General features: G+C 47.4%; 10 protein-coding genes. 7 read left to right on the top strand and 3 right to left on the bottom strand.

All coding sequences use genetic code 11. The features are described 5' to 3' along the window. The first annotated feature begins 113 nt into the window (after positions 1 to 113). Genes AACQ21_RS03360 through AACQ21_RS03340 form a run of 5 tightly spaced genes read left to right on the top strand, consistent with a single transcriptional unit; the run spans position 114 to position 8,571 of the window. A complete protein-coding gene (locus AACQ21_RS03360; RefSeq protein ID WP_105976938.1) occupies positions 114 to 2,126 on the top strand; it encodes a prolyl oligopeptidase family serine peptidase in 2,013 nt (670 codons plus the stop codon). Beyond that, positions 2,127 to 4,268 carry a TonB-dependent hemoglobin/transferrin/lactoferrin family receptor gene (locus tag AACQ21_RS03355; RefSeq protein WP_105976937.1) on the top strand — a complete coding sequence of 714 codons (2,142 nt, stop codon included), beginning with the start codon at positions 2,127 to 2,129 and terminating at the stop codon, positions 4,266 to 4,268. 9 nt (positions 4,269 to 4,277) lie between these two features. Then, positions 4,278 to 6,554: a proprotein convertase P-domain-containing protein gene (locus AACQ21_RS03350; RefSeq protein ID WP_105976936.1), complete on the top strand. Its 2,277-nt coding sequence runs from the start codon at positions 4,278 to 4,280 to the stop codon at positions 6,552 to 6,554. A 2-nt stretch (positions 6,555 to 6,556) separates the two neighbouring features. Further along, positions 6,557 to 8,017 carry an Lcl domain-containing protein gene (locus AACQ21_RS03345; RefSeq protein ID WP_105976935.1) on the top strand — a complete coding sequence of 487 codons (1,461 nt, stop codon included), beginning with the start codon at positions 6,557 to 6,559 and terminating at the stop codon, positions 8,015 to 8,017. Then, entirely contained in the window at positions 8,014 to 8,571 is a 558-nt protein-coding gene (locus tag AACQ21_RS03340) for an Lcl C-terminal domain-containing protein (RefSeq protein WP_105976934.1), read from the top strand. The genes AACQ21_RS03345 and AACQ21_RS03340 overlap by 4 nt, the downstream gene beginning before the upstream one ends. A 190-nt stretch (positions 8,572 to 8,761) precedes the next feature. Here AACQ21_RS03340 and AACQ21_RS03335 read toward each other — a convergent pair whose 3' ends face one another. From AACQ21_RS03335 to AACQ21_RS03325, 3 genes are all read right to left on the bottom strand, one after another. After that, the gene (locus AACQ21_RS03335; protein ID WP_105976933.1) at positions 8,762 to 11,098 is read right to left on the bottom strand and encodes a VolA/Pla-1 family phospholipase; all 2,337 of its coding nucleotides are present in this window, start codon (positions 11,096 to 11,098) and stop codon (positions 8,762 to 8,764) included. Positions 11,099 to 11,113: 15 nt separating this feature from the next. Beyond that, entirely contained in the window at positions 11,114 to 12,349 is a 1,236-nt protein-coding gene (locus tag AACQ21_RS03330) for an outer membrane protein transport protein (RefSeq protein WP_105976932.1), read from the bottom strand. 345 nt (positions 12,350 to 12,694) lie between these two features. Beyond that, on the bottom strand, positions 12,695 to 14,743 hold the full coding sequence (locus AACQ21_RS03325) for an alpha-amylase (protein WP_105976931.1): 2,049 nt from the start codon (positions 14,741 to 14,743) through the stop codon (positions 12,695 to 12,697). A gap of 321 nt (positions 14,744 to 15,064) precedes the next feature. Between AACQ21_RS03325 and AACQ21_RS03320 the strand changes: the two genes are divergently transcribed. Next, entirely contained in the window at positions 15,065 to 15,973 is a 909-nt protein-coding gene (locus AACQ21_RS03320; RefSeq protein WP_047688732.1) for an aldo/keto reductase, read from the top strand. 220 nt (positions 15,974 to 16,193) lie between these two features. After that, positions 16,194 to 17,012: a hypothetical protein gene (locus tag AACQ21_RS03315; protein WP_105976930.1), complete on the top strand. Its 819-nt coding sequence runs from the start codon at positions 16,194 to 16,196 to the stop codon at positions 17,010 to 17,012. Positions 17,013 to 17,023: the final 11 nt, after the last annotated feature.

Raw genomic sequence — 17,023 nt, 5'->3', positions numbered from 1 at the left:
CTTATAAATTTCATAATTTCTCTATTTTATATAAAAATGATAATTGATCTCATTATCGTTTGGTGGCAAGCTGCGCCTCATTATAATAATTGGCTATGTTTTCACTGATCATAATGAAATTACTTAATATCATTGCTTTTATTGTTGGTTTGTCTTGTTTTCATTCATCTTATGGTGAGTCACTGCAGTGGCTGGAAGATGGCTCGCGTAGCCAGCCTAAGGTTCGAGCACACCTTGAAGATCACAATAAAAAAACACAACAGTGGTTTAGTCAAGCCACACCACTTTCTAATGCACTAGTCAAAACATGGTCAGAGAGTAAGAGCGTAAAAGCACCGACACCTTGGCTCATCCAGTACCAAAATTACTATCATGATCAAGTAATTAAGGGTGAACGTTTTGTTGTTAAAAAGACCGCAGAAAACAGCCCAATTGAGCGCTTGGTCAATATCAGTGTAAGACAGCAGCAATCAGATTATTACCAGTTAGCCAATTGGGCGGTGGCAAAAGGGGACCGCTTTATTGCATTAAGCGAAGATTTGACTGGCGAAGAGCACTACACGCTGACGCTGGTGGATCGTGTATCGAAGCAGGAAATCGTGCTTAGCCAATCTGCAACGACTCAAGCTATTTGGTCTGAAAATGGCCAATACCTCTATTTTTTGGCGGCAGAAGAAAGCCGTTCTTCTCGCTTATTACAGCGCTATGATGTGCTGAGCAAGCAGACAAAAAACCTATGGGAGTGGGCTGATCCGCAGTGGATCGTGTCTCTCTATGTGGCAGCGGATCCGCATTTTGCCCTCGTGCAAGTCAACAACGAAAACAGCAGTGAACAACGTATTTTAGAGACCAACAGCTCTCACTTAAGCCTTCCGCTTCGTGCCGCACAACCGGGTATTGAATACTACGCAGACGTTGCTAATGGTTGGCTTTACATCAATAGTAACCTCAACGGCAAGTTTGCACTCTACCGTCGATTACTGAGCATGAATGAAAACCCTTGGCAGCTTTTTTATGCGCCAGATGATCATTCCACGCTGGATAATTTTTATTTATATCAAGCTGGCGTTGTGGTTAAAACCAACCAAGCACAGCATTCTCAACTGGCCATTATAGATCAGCATGGAAAGTTGAGAGCATCACAGCCTTTGGCAACAGAAAGTGAGGTCGCTTGGGTCTCTCGTAACGGTGATTGGCAAAGCAATAAACTGCGCGTGCGTTCAATGTCGATGGTTTCTGCAGGAGTTTGGCGCGAGCTTGACGTGGCAAGCTTGCAATGGAAGCGACTGGGTCAAGACAGCTATCCCACTTATTTACCGGAACAGTATGAGTCACAACAGATTGTGGTGGATGTTGATGGCGTGGCTATTCCTGTCACTTTGGCGTACCGAAAAGACACCTTGAGCGCACAGTCCAGCGTCTTTCTTTATGGCTACGGCGCGTATGGCGTCACGATGCGTCCGTACTTTATGCCACAAGTGATCAGTTTATTGGATCAAGGCGTAATTTATGCGATTGCTCATGTGCGCGGTGGTGGTTATCACGGTGAATCATGGCACCGCGCTGGGTCTGGCATTCTGAAAAAAATAGGCATCTCGGATTTCCTGAACGTCGCCTCTTCATTGCAGCATTTTAATAACGGCCAACGCGCTATTTATGCGATTGGCGGCAGCGCTGGTGGAACCTTAGTTGCGGCCGCGGTTAATCAAAACCCAGCACTTTTTTCTGGAGTGGTGCTGCAAGTGCCTTTTGTGGATGTGCTTAGAAGCATGTCCACAGAAGACTCCTCTTCACTCTCGGTGCAGCAGCGAGAAGAGTGGGGAGATCCTAGCCAGCCATTGCAACGCTCAGCAATTGAAGCTTATGACCCACTACTCAATATTCAAGCCAAACCTTATCCGCCAACCCTCGTCCGTGTCGGGTGGTTTGATAACCGTGTCCCTTATTGGGAAGGCGCGAAATACATAGAAAAAATGTCGCTGATGAGCACGGGTAGCGGGCCTTACTTGTTATGGACGGACTTCAATAGCGGGCACAGTAGCGATTCACGTAAGGCACTACAGCAACAGGCCGTGGAATACGCCTTTCTTCTTACCATAGATAAAAACAAAAAAGCGGAGCAGTAAATGAAGCTTTCTCCAATCACCGCAGCGGTGCTTAGCGTGCTTGCGGTAGGGTCAGTGCATGCCGAATTCAGCCTAACCAAGCTTGAAGAAGTGGTGGTGAGTGCCAATAAAGTAGAACAGCCGCTGTCAAAAGTCGCCGGCTCAATATCAGCGATTGACGGTGAAACCATTGAAAAACAAGGCGCGACAGAACTGTATGATGTATTGAGTCATGAACCCGGAATCAGTGTTACGGGTGGCGCTGGTCGGCCACAAAACATCACGATTCGAGGGATGACGGGCAACCGCATTGCGATCATTCAAGATGGCGTCGCCGCATCGGACGGCTATGGTGCCAATGACATTAACGATAAGGTAGGCCGCAATACTTTCGCCTTAGACAACATAAAAAGCATTGAGGTTGTGAAAGGGGCAGGGTCTACCATTCATGGTTCGGGCGCGATCGGCGGCGTTGTGGTTGTCACCACAAAATCGCCGGCGGATTATTTGCAAGGACGTGATTTCTATATTGATGCTTCTGGCTCCTACACAGGGATCAGCAATCAATATAAGAGCAGTAGCACGCTAGCGGTGCGCAATGGAAATGGTGAAAGCTTGGTGACCATTTCATATTGGCAAGGCGAAGAGACTCGCAACTTTAACCAAGATCTCTATAACCGAGATATTGAAGGATTCAGTGCATCGTTAGCTCACGATCACATGGTCAATGATTCGTTATTACTCAGTGCAAAATTTAACGCCTATAAAGATGAAAACATCCGCAAAGAAGGCATTGCTTCCATTCAGCGCGATGACAAATGGGAAAGCAAAGAATTTTTTGAACAGGAACAGCACCAAACCTTATCGGCATCATTGGGGGTGCAATTAGATACCCTTTCTTTCTGGGCAGACCATGTGGACGCCAAGCTTTACTGGCGTGATAGTCAAAGTGATACTCAAACCAATCGCTTATTGACCAAAGAACATGCCTTTTTCGACACCCTTGAATTTCGTCGTGAGCGACGCGATGAAAGTTTTTCTGATCAGTTGATAGGGCTATCGGTTGATTTAGAAAAAGCAGCACGAGTCCACAATATCGAACACCAATTTATTTACGGTGCAGTGCTTAATACCAATCGTTATGAACGCCCTCGTCACGTGGATACCAAGGATTCCAATGGGGTAACCTACGAAAATATTATTCCGTTTGCACCGGCGAAGGCCTATGGTTTTGGCGTCTATTTGCAAGATAGATTCAGCCTTAACCAGTGGACATTTAGCGCTGGCTTACGTTTTGATTTGAATAACCTTACTCCTCAGTCAGAGCAACCTATTGCTGGTTTTGCTGTTAGTGAAATTCAAACCAGTGAATGGTCACCGAGCGCATCCGTGGCTTACCAGTGGACGCCATCATTCAACAGTTACCTCAGTTACAACCACGGCTACCGCGCTCCGACCTATGACAAAGCCTACGGTGCGGCAGACCACAGCTTTGTCCCACTGACGCCGTTTTTTATCGCGCCGAACATGAATTTACAGGCTGAAACCAGTGATAGTTTTGAGTTGGGTTCAAAATACGATAATGGCCAATCTCAAGCTTATGTCGCGGTTTTTTACTCTCTCTTTGACAATTTCATGGACACCAAAGACGTGGGATTTGATAGCGATAGAGGCGCTTGGATCAAGCAGTACCAAAATATTAATGGCGTTGAAACGTATGGCGTGGAGTTCACCTTCGCCCATCAACTGAATCAACAATGGTCAACCACGTTCAAAGCGGGTTATGTGGATGGCAAAGATGATCAAGATGAATACGTTCGTACCATCACGCCGTGGGAAGGAAATGGACAACTAAATTACCAGCAGCAAGATTGGGATGCCTACGCACGTTGGAACTGGGCGAGCTCAATGGATCGAGCACCAGCATGCTCTGATGATATCGGCCGTAAAGCGCAATGCGCGCAAACGTCGGCATGGTCTACGGTCGATCTTGGCGTGAGTTATCAAGTGATGCGTGACCTTGATGTGAGTCTCAACATCATGAACCTATTCGACCGTGAATACGTTCGTTATCAAGACGTCGCAGGTGTAAGTCAAAGTCAAACGCTCTATTCCACTGAGCCCGGGCGTTACTTTACCGCTACGGCTAAATACGTGTTTTAGGAGCTAGAGATGAAAAAAATTATCGTTCTGAGCACCTTGCTATGCTTGAGCCATTCCGCCTTTGCGGGGGAGTGGGACTATCCACTGGCGAAAACGACCATTGCAACGAAAGAGTCGGCTGAGCTGTATTTGAGCTCGCTTTATCCTGATGTTGGGACGCTGAAGTTTCGTTATCAAACCGAGAGTTTACTGGGGAATCATTACAACTTTGATGTATGGCAGAACGGCCAATACCAACCGCAAAAAGTGTTAGTGCTCTCGACCGATCAGTCCGGCGTAGTGACGCGTGTGTTCAAAAGTTTGCACAATACGGTCGAGCGAGATGGCGTTGCATTAGTAGCGGCAGAGCTCGAATCGCCCCGCCGATTGGTGGCGAATGGACCGCCTTCGCTCTCATCGGGAGATGTGCAGAGCATCAATGTGCAACTTTTTGACCCCGATTTAAGAACCATGGATCAATTGCCTGCGCCAGATTCGGCGTGGAATGACCTTGCTGATTACCCAAACCAGCCGCACTACCAAAGTGTGAATGTCGAGATGTTGCAAAGTGCAGGTAAATATTACTTAGCCAATGAACGAGTACGACAAGTTGATGCCACCGCCATACAGCAACAAGATGATGCTAAGCAGTGGGTTGATAGCGGTGTTGGCTTACTTAGCGCTGAAGACGTGGCGCAATGGAACTCAGATGCTGAAATTCTCTCCATGGAGATGCTTGATGATCGCTTTGTACAGCTGATGGCTTTTTACCATCTTGATCAATCGATTGATTATACCAAACAGCTCGGTTTTTCCCTGTTTAGTGAGCCCGTGAGGTTTGATGCGAGAGGTTTATCTAGCAACAACTCTTCTTATTATGTTGGCCCGAAAGCGGTGTTGTTTGGTGTTGGGGGCTCGCCCGATGCATTAGATGCCGACGTGGTTACCCATGAGCTTGGTCATGGAATTCATTATCAAATCGTTCCCGATTGGGCTTATGGACATTCGGGCGCGATTGGTGAAGGCTTTGGTGACTATTGGGCGGGTTCGCACAGTTTTCGCCGCCAGTATACACAAGGAAAAGCATTCGAAATTGACACCGTGTTTAATTGGGATGGCTATTTTGGTACTCGTATTTCAACGCGCAGTTTGTGGAATCAGCGGGCAAAATATTTTGCATCCGCAGAGTATCGAGCGCATGAAAGTGTAGCAGGTGAGTTGGGTGATGAATTGTGGTCTACCCCTTTATTTCAAGCGCTGAAACAGGCCGTGAATGAGTACGGTCAAGAAGCGTTTGCTGAATTTGACCGTATTGTTCTTGAATCAATGTACGGCTTAGGTCGTGGTCTAAAAATGCATGATTTGAGTGAAAGCATGCTGTATACCGCCAAACAGCTGTACCCGCATCGCGCTTATGATGCGATGCTATTACAGCAATTTAAGCAACATAACTTAGTCCAAGAACCCTTCAAATTCCTGTTGGAACGTCGATTTGTGGTGCCAACGGATCCGCTGAACGTGCACATTCAGGCCACGGATCGCCAAGCAAGTTTACAAACGGTAGCCACTTTGCAAGGTGAAACCGTTACTTTCGCTAGCGAAAAATTCCAGCAGCAGCAATGGAGCATCACGCTGCCAACCACCTACACCTGCGGAGTCAAACAGACTCTACAGCTTGAATCGAGTTATCAATATCAACCGTACCTTGCGATGCAATCTGACAAGCAAACTTTGTCGTTTATCGTGGGTAAGCCACAGCTCGCAACGCCGCCAGTAGCGATAAATTCAGTATTGAAAGACGCCAGTATCGACAGTGCAGATACGGTTACCTCCGGATTTAAGAGCTATGGCTTGACGCTCGATGTTGGCAACGCATTGATTGATGAAGATTTTGTGGTTCGCTTGCAGTTATCGCACCCAGAGCTACAAGAGCTGCGCGTTACCTTGATTTCGCCCGCAGGAACGCGCGTTGAATTACTTAACCAAGCACCATCGGCCATCAATGGTTTTGATGACTATTGGGTGCTGGCTCACGATGCCATATTGGGCTCTTTACAAGGCGAAGCCCTAAGCGGCTACTGGCGTTTGGAAGTGGTTGACTACAACCCGGGAAATTCCGGCACCTTGATTGAATGGGGGGTAAGCCGCCTAGCGGGGTATCAATGCCCTCAACCTACGACCAACGCGCTTTCACCTGAAACGGGCGGCGGTTCGACTTCACTGCCCTTATTACTTCCGCTTGCGGTATTCGCCATGAGACGACGTAATTTGTTGGCTATTTTTTCACTTAAACTGAAGAACACATAACTATGTACTTAAGACTTTCAACACTTTCGCTGGCACTTTTACTGGCTGGTTGTGGTGGCGGTGAAAGTGGAGATGTAGCCAATACATCTTTACCCAGCCATAAAATTAGCGGGCAAATTCAAGCGCAAAACGTCGCACTTGATGCCACTGTCTGCATTGATTCTAACCAAAACTTTGCCTGCGATGTGGGCGAAATCAGCACGCAAGCCGATAGCCAAGGGCGCTACACCCTCACGAGTGACAGCACTCAAATCTATCGTTTTCCTATTGTGGCTGACGTTTCTACTGGCATTAGTGTCATGACGAGAAGTCGCCAAACCAGCCAATCATCGGTCTTGGTTGCGCCCGCATTGGGCAAAAGCAGTGGCAACATCCTCAACGGTGTGAGTTCTATTTTTGCCGGCATTATGCTGGATGGAAATACGGAGAAAGAAGCGAATCGCTTGCTGGCCGAGCAGCTTTTGCAATTAGGCGTTGAAGTGAATGGTGATATTTCACAAAACTTTAGCCACACAGCATTGGCAATATTGGATGCCAATGCTGTCGTGTTGCTCCAAAAAGCGAAAGCAAGTGAACGAATTGATTTGCTGGCAACGCTTGGGCAAACCATGGCAAAAAATACACCACTGATTGCCTCTGAGATCGTTTCTGGCGAAAAGATGACCGAATATGCTAATACATTGATGGCGCAAGTATCGGAAGAGCGACCTTTGCAAGACACGGGCATTATTCAGTTCTATTCCGATCAAGGCGCACAAGCGCAGGCTGATGCTGATTATCCCGGTCAAGATGCTGAATATGGCCTAGATATTACCGCCAAAAATGGCGTGACGGGTAAGAGCTTTGCGTTCATCAAATTAGATGCGGCTGGCAATGAACTTGAGGCAGAAGCGAGCGATTGGTCATGCGTTAAAGATGTTTACAGTGGACTTATTTGGGAAGTGAAGTCAGAAGATGCGGCGTCTTTGAACTATAAAGAACGGTTGTTTGCATTAGAAATTGCCGACAAGTTTATCCCTTTTGCAAAAGATGTGACGGCTGCTTCCTGTCAGGCGGCAGGTGATGCTATTTGCACTACGCAAGATTACGTCAATCGTATCAATCAAGATAAATTGTGTGGGTTACAAACGTGGCGTTTACCGACCAGCAGCGAGCAATACATGATGCTCGATTTAGGCGAAGTGGGTGACGATGCGGTTGGTTTCAACCGGGACTATTTCCCGCATCAGCCGCAGAACACCGAATTTTTTGATGGGTATACGTGGACTTCTGGCATTGCTTATCTCAATACCTCTCAATTTCAAAGCGATGGTTCGATGCAATATCTTTACACGGCGCTGTCTGGTGCAACCAAAGGGGAACGTAGCCCAATTGAACTCTACTCCAGCAGCACGGCGGCGGACAATGACCCGTCTTATGTCTTGCCGATTCGAGTTGTTGCAACCAAGGAGAACAACCAATGAAATCTCATTTAATCGCGGCTTCTTGCTTGATCTTTTCTGCTGTCGGCGTCGCCCAAGAGTGTTCTCCTGATATGACGAAAAGCGCAGCCAACACGCGCTATGTCTACAGCGAGCAGGGAACGATCAAAGATAAGCTCACTGGCTTAACGTGGATGCGTTGCCAAGTTGGTAAAACATGGAACGCCGCTACGGAGCAGTGTGATGGCGAAGCGACCGGGTTTCGTTGGCAAAGTGCTTTGCAAGAAGTGGCGGCAATCAACCATCCTCAAAGCCGACATGCATTGCACCAATTTGCCAGCCAAGCCGAATGGCGATTGCCGAATATTAAAGAGTTAGTGTCATTGACTGAAATGGCGTGTTTTGGCCCAGCGATGAATAGTAGAGCATTTGCCCAAGGCTTTAAGTATGAGACAGGCAATATCTTGTCGTATTTATGGAGCCAATCACCCCATTTAGCGAGTGGTCATGTATGGTCTTTTGATTCCGTCAATGGCGAAATTTACCACTACGCACCGAATTTTGAATTTGGTGTTTTGCTGGTGGCTGAAGAATAAGTGTTATGAAATGACGCCACTTACGCTGTAAGGGAAACGATCAGTCATATCATGTCGGCATGACGATCTCGGTTTCACTTCAGTAGCACCTAAGATTTGATCCATAGTTGTTGAGATAGGGCAGATAGAGAATTCAAACAGCTTCCAAATAAGGAAGCTGTTTGAATAAGTAAACAGCCTGTTTACTCGGTTAGTTCAAGAAAATAGCCAGTTGTGATAGCGCTCCAGCGCGAAGCACGCCATCGGCCATGTCTTGTGGTGCGAGAAAGGTTGTGTGTGTACCACTGTCCATTTTTACGAAGACTTTAGACGTATTAGTGATTACATCAGAGGGTACTGCGTTGGCTAATTCCAATAGTGTTGCTAGGGGTTCGGTGCCTGCACGTGTATTTGTGACATTGTTAGGCACACTCTCGTCTCCCGCCACTTGCAGCAAATAAGTAGGGATTGTCGCGGTTCCACCACTGATTAGGTAACTTGCGTTTGTGTATGGATCCATAGTATCGAGCAAGGTTTGAGTCGCGTAGGTAAATTGATCCAACTGACTTTGCAGTGCCGCTTTGTCTGAGGCAGAGGCTGTGTTTTCAAACGTGGTGTAGCAAACTTTCTCTGTTAACCCTGGACAGTATTGGTCGGCGAATGCTTTGTATTTGGGGCTCGCACTTAAGGCGAGATTATGTTTAATGAGTGGGCCATAGTTTGCTGAACCCATTAACAAGTTACCGATTTGACCACCTGAGTTTGCAATGGCCATTCCAGAGAATTTATACAGCGCATCACCACTAGCATCACCGATAGTGCGGTTCGCGTTCGCGACAGCGCTTAAGCCGACGATTCCTCCCAATGAGTGGCCAAGGAATTTTGGTGGTGTCGTCGCGGTATTGTCTGCGTTTGCTAATTGGGAACCAACAAACAACCCTGCACTTTGTGAGTAAGTAATGGCCGCACGCAGCCCCATGATATCTAAGATACTCTGACGCGTGTTGTCACGAGCGACGGCCAAGTTGTTCAAATTGAGGTACGCTAGAATATCGGCATTAGCTGAGCGCTGTGCATCTAAACTGCGAGCACCATGCAGCGGTTGATCAATGGCAATCACGGCGATACCGGCATTGGCTAAATGTGCTGCTGTGAAGTACGCATCTTCTTTAACAGAAGTTATACCGTGTTGGTAAATCACGATCGGCCCGTTTGCTCCCGCGTTAGGAGTAAACAGTAAGAAATCAACGTCTTCTAACGATTTCACCTTAGGTACAGGGCTATAGCGTGTAATGATGCGCTGAGGATCGAGTAGGCTGCCATCAGACTTTGTGAGGGTCAATCCCACTAGCTTAAGCTGTTCACTTGGGCTGGTTGCTAGTTGAGTCACGTCGATATTGTTAGCAATGAGCTGATTGGCGATGGTGGCTTTTTCATTGTCATCTGCCAAAGCATTTTTAATCAAGGCTAAACTTGGCATTGCTGATTCAAACGGCTGTGAGTTCCAGTTGCTTCCTTTCTCTAAATAATAAGGGAGCTTAACCGTTCCAGTCGTGACATTAACGTGATAACTGCTGGTTGTGTATTCATTTTCAATAAACGCTTTAGCGGTTGTTTTTTCTGCGCCAATGTAAGTTTGGAAATTTGCATCGTTATTAAGTGCGGTTACAAAATCGGTTGTAGCACCAAAGCTCATGGTGTAAGCGGCGCTCAAATTAAGGTTGTTTGGGTTCGCACCTTGCTTCCAAATGTTGCCAATATCTGTCGTTGCAAGGCCTGCGGCGGTGGCGCCTTTCACACTGTAAAGTGTTTGACCAACAGATTGAGTACTAAACCACGTTGAATAAATAATCTTGGTTTGATCCACCCCTGCCAAAGCGAAAATGCTTTCCACGCCTTGGGTCACTTTTTGTAATGCCCCTAGCTTATCATCGGTATAGATTTTCACTTTGGACTTCAACGCGGCGTAGCTGCTGGATGTGCCTGCAATATTGCCATTTACATCGGTAATCTCATCTGTCACGGCTAAAATATATTCACTGGCAGGGTTGAGCGCTTTGTTTGGCACGATCGCAATTTTATCGCTGCTGGCACTGGCGATGGCAGCAAAGTCGGTGTTCAATGTCAGCACATTTTTAACCGCTGGGCTGCCAATCATACTGTCGGTCAGCTCAATTAAATAAATACCGTTAGAGATAAGACCGTCAGCCAATCCTACGCCTTCAAAGTCTAGAAACAGTGGCATTGATGTTGACCAACCATCCATGGTGCCCATAGCGGCGACTGGATTGGTTAAGGTGTCATCACCCTTGGTTGGAATTTCTAACGTGCCGTCTTTGGCATTCATGAGTGCAAAAGAGGGCAGTGGTACGTTTGCGTTTGCGCCACTGAGTGTGAATTTTATGCTGGTGTCGCGTTTTAACGCGTCTTGAATGTAGGCTTCGTAAGTGGGTGTTGTGTTTGCTCCCGAACTGCTCGTTTCATCACCACAACCGACTAACCATAACGCAGAGCAGAGCAGCGATATTTTGAATGTTGTTTTAAGCATGACTTATCCCTGAGTTTAGTTGAATGTGTAGTTAAGTTGAATAGCGCTAAGGTAAGCAGTCCCTTGTGATTCAAACGTCAATGTTTCATTGAGTTTGTTGGTTTCGGTAAACGTGCCGCTTTTACTTTTCACCAGTGCAAAACCCGCATCAATGGATAGCGAGTCGCTGATCACGTAGCTCACGCCCGCTGAATACCAATAACGGTCGCTATCTGGAATACTCAATGTGGCTTCGCCAGCTTGTTCATCAAAAGCAAAACCGGCGCGTAATGTCCAAGTCGAGTTTAATTGATAAGTTGAACCCAATGACCAACGGCCACTGTCTTCATACTTTTCAGACTTATAAAAACACTCTCCGTTGGTACATTGTGATGATGTTGCCTTTAACTCTTTGAATGAACTCCAGTCGGTACGTTGGTACCCGTAATGCAACGCCACGCTATCAGTGAGTTGGTGAAATGCGGAAACTTCCCACATCGCAGGTAGCGTGATTTTTAAACGTCCTTCAACAACAGCGTTTGTTGCAACACCTGAGCTATAGCTTGAAAACTCACCATCATCAAAATCCAGATCAACAGCAGAGCGGTAAGCAAAACCGACACGGTGGTTTTGGTTGAACTCATATAAGCTACCTATGTTCCAGCCCAAAGCTATGGTTTCGCCAGTCATTCCGACTAGGTTGTCAGAGGCAGAGCCGCCAGTAAATACGGCTAAAGCACCTTTATGCCGTGTCAGTTTTGCTTCGGCATAGACGAGGTTAACACCCGCAGCGAGACTAAGCTGTTCGTTAACACGGTAGGCAATGTTCGGGTTTAAATTGACAGAAAGAAGAGAAGTATCACCTGCAAGATCGCCTGCATAAATATCATTAGGGTAGTCTGTAGCTACGCCGTAAGTGGTGAATATTCCCATCCCCCAAGCCCATTTTTCATTGATTGGACTGACGTAGTAAGCCGCGGGAACGACTTGCAGTGGCGCAACATCGTTCATTTTCTGTTGGTTTTTCACATCATATACATCAACCTCTGGGTCAACGATGGACAGTGCACCAGAAAACTGCGTCGTATCAAACCGTGTCATGGCTGCGGGGTTGTGTGCAACCACACTCGCGTTATCGGCCACCGCTCCTTCACCAGAGAAAGCACGTCCTAGCCCTGAGGCTGAATGCTCTGCCACTTGGAAGCCTGCAGAGTGAACATTAAACGCTGTCAATATTGATAGCGCGAGTAGCGTGCGGGGTTTGATGATCATTCTCGACCTCCTAAGGCCTTGTTATGGTAGTGGCATTGCAATGCGAGATGTTAATTTTGTGTTGCTGATATGTCAAAGGAAATGATGTCTTTATTTCAATTGGCGGCGAATGATAGTGTGTAAGTATTTGTAAATCAAATGAAAAGTTGACAGTTTTGGTATGACCAGTAGAGTTGTGCTTATTTGGCAGGGTAATTGGTTTAGCTTGTGCTAAAGTTAATTTTTATGCTTCAACACGTTCATAATATTGATGTTTTGGTGGGTGAGTTTAAATTATTTGACCAAAAAAATGGTGAAGAAACAGAGGCAGTCACTATGGTGTTGGTAACTACCTCTGTGGTGGGTTTAACGGCCAACAAAAGCAATAACGACACGGTCATTATTTAACGTTCTAGAGAACAGATAGGCATTTTGCTGTTCAATCTCATGATGAATACCTGCGCCAATGGCAGGGTGCGATTGACGAAATTGGCCTAGCGTTTGCCAATGCTTCAGCAGCGCTTGTCGCTCTTCATCCAGTGACCACACCATGTCAGAACGCGTGCCTTGGTGAAAATCATCGGCGTAAGGGCCAACTTGACGTGCGACTTCATCACCGTAGTAAATTTGCACCGCACCCGGTGCGAGAAGCAATGCATTGGCGGCATTACGCTGCATTTCAAAGGAGTTAAAACGGCTAAAAAACAGCTCGGTATCGTGAGAAGAGAGGTAGCTCACGGGGGTAAAATCTGGGTATTTCGCTAGCGTTTGCGCGTAGTCGCGGTACACCATCGCCATTTGGCTTAAGCAGGCTGCGCCTTTATCGACTCTTTTTTGCATATCAAAGTTGATCAGTGCATCAAAGCCATCATCAAAATAGGGGCTGCGGTAAGCTGAATGGCCCCATACTTCGCCCATCATCCAAAAGGGTTGCCCTTGCTGCCCGTTTTGCTCGCGCCAAGCTTCTAAACTGCGTGATGCCTCGCTTTTTAAGCGTCGCCATACCTCGCCTTCCACATGTTTTACGGTGTCGACGCGGTAACCATCAATACCAAAGCGTTTAACCCAATCGGTTTGCCACTCAATTAAGTAATCGGCAACGCTATACTGTTCGCGCGCTACCACGCTAGTGCCGGGGTTATTAAGTAGCCACTGCGGCGGCGTCACCGCTTGTGTTGATTCAGTGCGGAAATCCGGTAAGCCGGCCAGCGTCATCGTGATATCGCTAGATCCGGGTTTCTGGTAGCCGGGCAACCCAGCGCGAACCCAATCCTTGCCCCACCACTGCGACCAGTTGGCGCTTTGATAATCAATGGATTGATTGTAGCTGTGCCAGTTTTCTTCAGCTTTCGGCATCCAATCAACCCATTTTTGCGGTAAATTTTGGGGATTAACCACCTCAATCTGATCAAATTGCAGGTCAGCCAAGGTGGCGTAGCCGGAATGGTTGAGCACCGCATCGAGCAAGATTTTTATGCCTCGTTTATGCGCTTCCGTGACCAGCGTTTTGAGATCCTCCTCATCACCAAAATTTTGATCGATCTTGGTAAAATCACGCGTCCAGTAACCGTGATAGGCATAAAAAGGGAACGAGCCACTGTCACCACCGCCGACAAAACCGTGCACCTGTTCCACAATCGGCGAAAGCCAAATCGCGTCGGTGCCTAAGCTTTTGATGTAATCGAGTTTGGCAATCACACCTTTTAGGTCGCCACCGTGGAAAGTGCCCACTTCTTCTTTGCCATCTTTTTTACGGCCATAGCTATTGTCGTTACTTGGGTCACCATTGTTGAATCTGTCCACCATCACAAAGTAAATCGTGGCATTGCGGTAGGTAAAGGGTTCGCTGGCGGCATCCGTTGCGGGGGCAAGCAGCACCAATCCACCACTGGTTGGTGACGGCATTAAGGTGACTTGGCTATTTTTCACGCTGAGGATTTGGCCGGTAAATGTCTCTTTTAGTCGTGTGCCATCGGGGAACGTATTGCCCAGTTGTAAGGTCACTTCGCCGCCTTGGTACTGCTCGCACGAAACACTCGGTATCGGCCGTTTAAATTTGCTAGTAGTGGATTTTTTGGCTTGGCGGACAAAGGTTAAGGTCTGCTGCTTGTCATCATAAGCGAAGGCGTAATCGCCAGTGAAACGTATCGTCAGCGGCAGTTCGGTTTCTTGTCCACAATTGAGGGCGATGGGCGCGTTGAATTTGATGCTCTGCTGAGCTGGCGCGCTGCACTGGCCCTCAATCCCTGACACTTTTATTGTGTAGCTTTCTTTGGTCAAGGGAATGACTAAAGGCGTTTTCGCATCCAGCGGAAAGTCGCGGCTAGTCGTGGTGGTCGAAATGGTCAGATTGGGCGCGGCAAACACAACAGGCGCGGCAGCGCAAAGTGCGAGTGTTAACGTGGAGAATTTCATGCTCTATCCTTGGCCTTCATGGGTTAGGGTGATTCGTTTTTGCGTTATCGTCAGTCGCTGTAGGGCGAGGTGCTTCATCGCTAACAATAAAAGCAGAGAGAGAAGTTGACATCATTCTTGTGCCTAAGCCTTAAGAATTTGGCGTTGATCACAAAGCATGGCTTGGGGGCGTAGAAGCGATGAATTTTCCAGCGATATAAATTGTCAACGTGTAGTGAATCTCACAACTTCGGCGCGTAATCTTAACTTATTCGGTAGATTCATTGAGCCGTCATCGAAACCTGCTTAGGATGACGGCAATTAAGTCAAAGGAGACAACCAATGGTTGCTAAAGTAACAATCGCGCCGCAAGGGCCAGATTTTTCAGAGCTAGTACAAGGTTACTGGCGTTTGGCAGATTGGGGCATGACGCCACAACAGCGTTTAACGTTTTTAAAACAGCACATTGAATTGGGCATTAGCACGGTTGACCATGCGGATATTTACGGTAACTACCAGTGCGAGAAACTGTTTGGTGAAGCCTTAGCGCTGGAGCCCGCGCTGCGCGAGCAGATCCAAATCGTCACTAAGTGCGACATCAATTTGTGTGGCGAAAAAACGCCGCAGCGTAAGATAAACCACTACGATACCAGTTCTGCGCATATCTATCAGTCGGTCAATAATTCGCTGGAACGACTTGGTGTGAGCGAAATCGATCTGCTGTTGATCCACCGCCCAGATGCCTTGATGGATGCCGATGAAGTCGCCGAAGCGTTTTCTGAACTGCGCAAAGTGGGCAAAGTGAAGCATTTTGGTGTGTCGAACTTCAGCCCGCGCCAGTTTGAACTGCTGCAATCTCGCCTAGGTAAACCGTTAGTGACCAACCAAGTGGAGATGAACCCGCTCAACTTCGATGTGGTGCACGATGGCACTTTGGATCATTTGCAAACGCAGCGCATTCGCCCAATGGCTTGGTCTTGTTTAGCTGGTGGCGAGATTTTTAACGGCCAGACTGAACAAGCTCAACGTGTGCGCAGTGAGCTAGAAGCGATCGCCCAAGAGATCGGCGCAGACAGTATTGATCAGGTTATTTACGCTTGGGTACTACGTCTGCCTTCTAAGCCGCTGCCGATTATTGGCTCTGGTAAAATTGACCGCGTCAAAGCGGCAATTGCTGCGCTTGATTTAGAACTGACCCGCGAGCAGTGGTATCGGGTTTGGGTCGCCGCCAAAGGGCATGGCGTGCCATAGAGCGGATGTTTTTTGGAACAGGTGCTTTTTAGAACAGATGCTTTTGAAAACAGATGTTTTTGCCCCGCGATACGCTTTTCGTATTGCTATTATTTCAGTATTACGATTAGGTTTTAATCTCACTCTCCCAACCAGCCCTCAGTGGCTGGTTTTTTTGTCTACTTCCCATTCACGTCATCCAGCCAGCCATTAACGCTGCATAATCCCCCTTTATCGCAAAGTGGCGCATCTGGCCTATTTGCTGCGTAATCTGTCGTCATCAAGCAAATTTCATCACCAACGAATGAAAGGGACCATCATGATGACGACATTTTCTTATTCACGCTCACTTCGCAACCTGCTACTCAGTGTCGGGTTGCTGCTAAGCATCACGGCTGTTCAAGCTAATCCAAGCGACGCTTTAATTATGCAGTACAACCAAGCGGCCGAAGGCGACAGTGACAAAGTGGAGCTTGTGCTTCACCAACTAGAGCAGTTGATTAAACAGCAAGGGGCCAAACCGCTCAGCTTAGCTTATCTGGGCAGTGCACAAACCCTGCAAGGGCGTGATGCATTCATGCCTTGGAATAAGATGAGATACGTCGAAGAGGGCTTGGCCACCATAGACAAAGGCCTGACTTTACTCAGCAATCACCCGCAGCCGCTTGCTGAACAAGAGCGCGTCATGGGGCTGCCGGATAGCTATTTAACGCGCGCGGTTTCGGCCGCGACTTACACCTCACTGCCCGATATGTTCAACCATTTTGAGCGTGGTTATGATTTGTATCTCGACCTTCTTGTTGAACCCGAATTTACTGCACAACCTTTTGCCGCCACTGCTTGGGTTTATCGATACGCCATTCAAGCCGCCCTTCGTGCCAACGACACTCCTCAAGCAGAGCAATGGCTTGCCCAGATGCAAAACCATCAGAAGCAAGGTAAGCAAGTTGACAACCAGCCAGCGGAGCATCCGCAAATCATCCAAGCCAAGGCTTTGATTACAAATGCGTTGATTGAAAACGGATTGACTGAAAAAACGCATGAATTGAAAAGCGAATGAGGGAGGGCAAC

Source organism: Vibrio sp. V01_P9A10T6, from assembly GCF_963877065.1.
Lineage (GTDB): Bacteria > Pseudomonadota > Gammaproteobacteria > Enterobacterales > Vibrionaceae > Vibrio > Vibrio anguillarum.
This window is presented reverse-complemented; position numbering and strand designations above follow the sequence as displayed.

Coding starts and splice junctions, on each gene's coding strand:
- AACQ21_RS03360 (WP_105976938.1), top strand. CDS start 114: ATGAAATTACTTAATATCATTGCTTTTATTGTTGGTTTGTCTTGTTTT.
- AACQ21_RS03355 (WP_105976937.1), top strand. CDS start 2,127: ATGAAGCTTTCTCCAATCACCGCAGCGGTGCTTAGCGTGCTTGCGGTA.
- AACQ21_RS03350 (WP_105976936.1), top strand. CDS start 4,278: ATGAAAAAAATTATCGTTCTGAGCACCTTGCTATGCTTGAGCCATTCC.
- AACQ21_RS03345 (WP_105976935.1), top strand. CDS start 6,557: ATGTACTTAAGACTTTCAACACTTTCGCTGGCACTTTTACTGGCTGGT.
- AACQ21_RS03340 (WP_105976934.1), top strand. CDS start 8,014: ATGAAATCTCATTTAATCGCGGCTTCTTGCTTGATCTTTTCTGCTGTC.
- AACQ21_RS03335 (WP_105976933.1), bottom strand. CDS start 11,098: ATGCTTAAAACAACATTCAAAATATCGCTGCTCTGCTCTGCGTTATGG.
- AACQ21_RS03330 (WP_105976932.1), bottom strand. CDS start 12,349: ATGATCATCAAACCCCGCACGCTACTCGCGCTATCAATATTGACAGCG.
- AACQ21_RS03325 (WP_105976931.1), bottom strand. CDS start 14,743: ATGAAATTCTCCACGTTAACACTCGCACTTTGCGCTGCCGCGCCTGTT.
- AACQ21_RS03320 (WP_047688732.1), top strand. CDS start 15,065: ATGGTTGCTAAAGTAACAATCGCGCCGCAAGGGCCAGATTTTTCAGAG.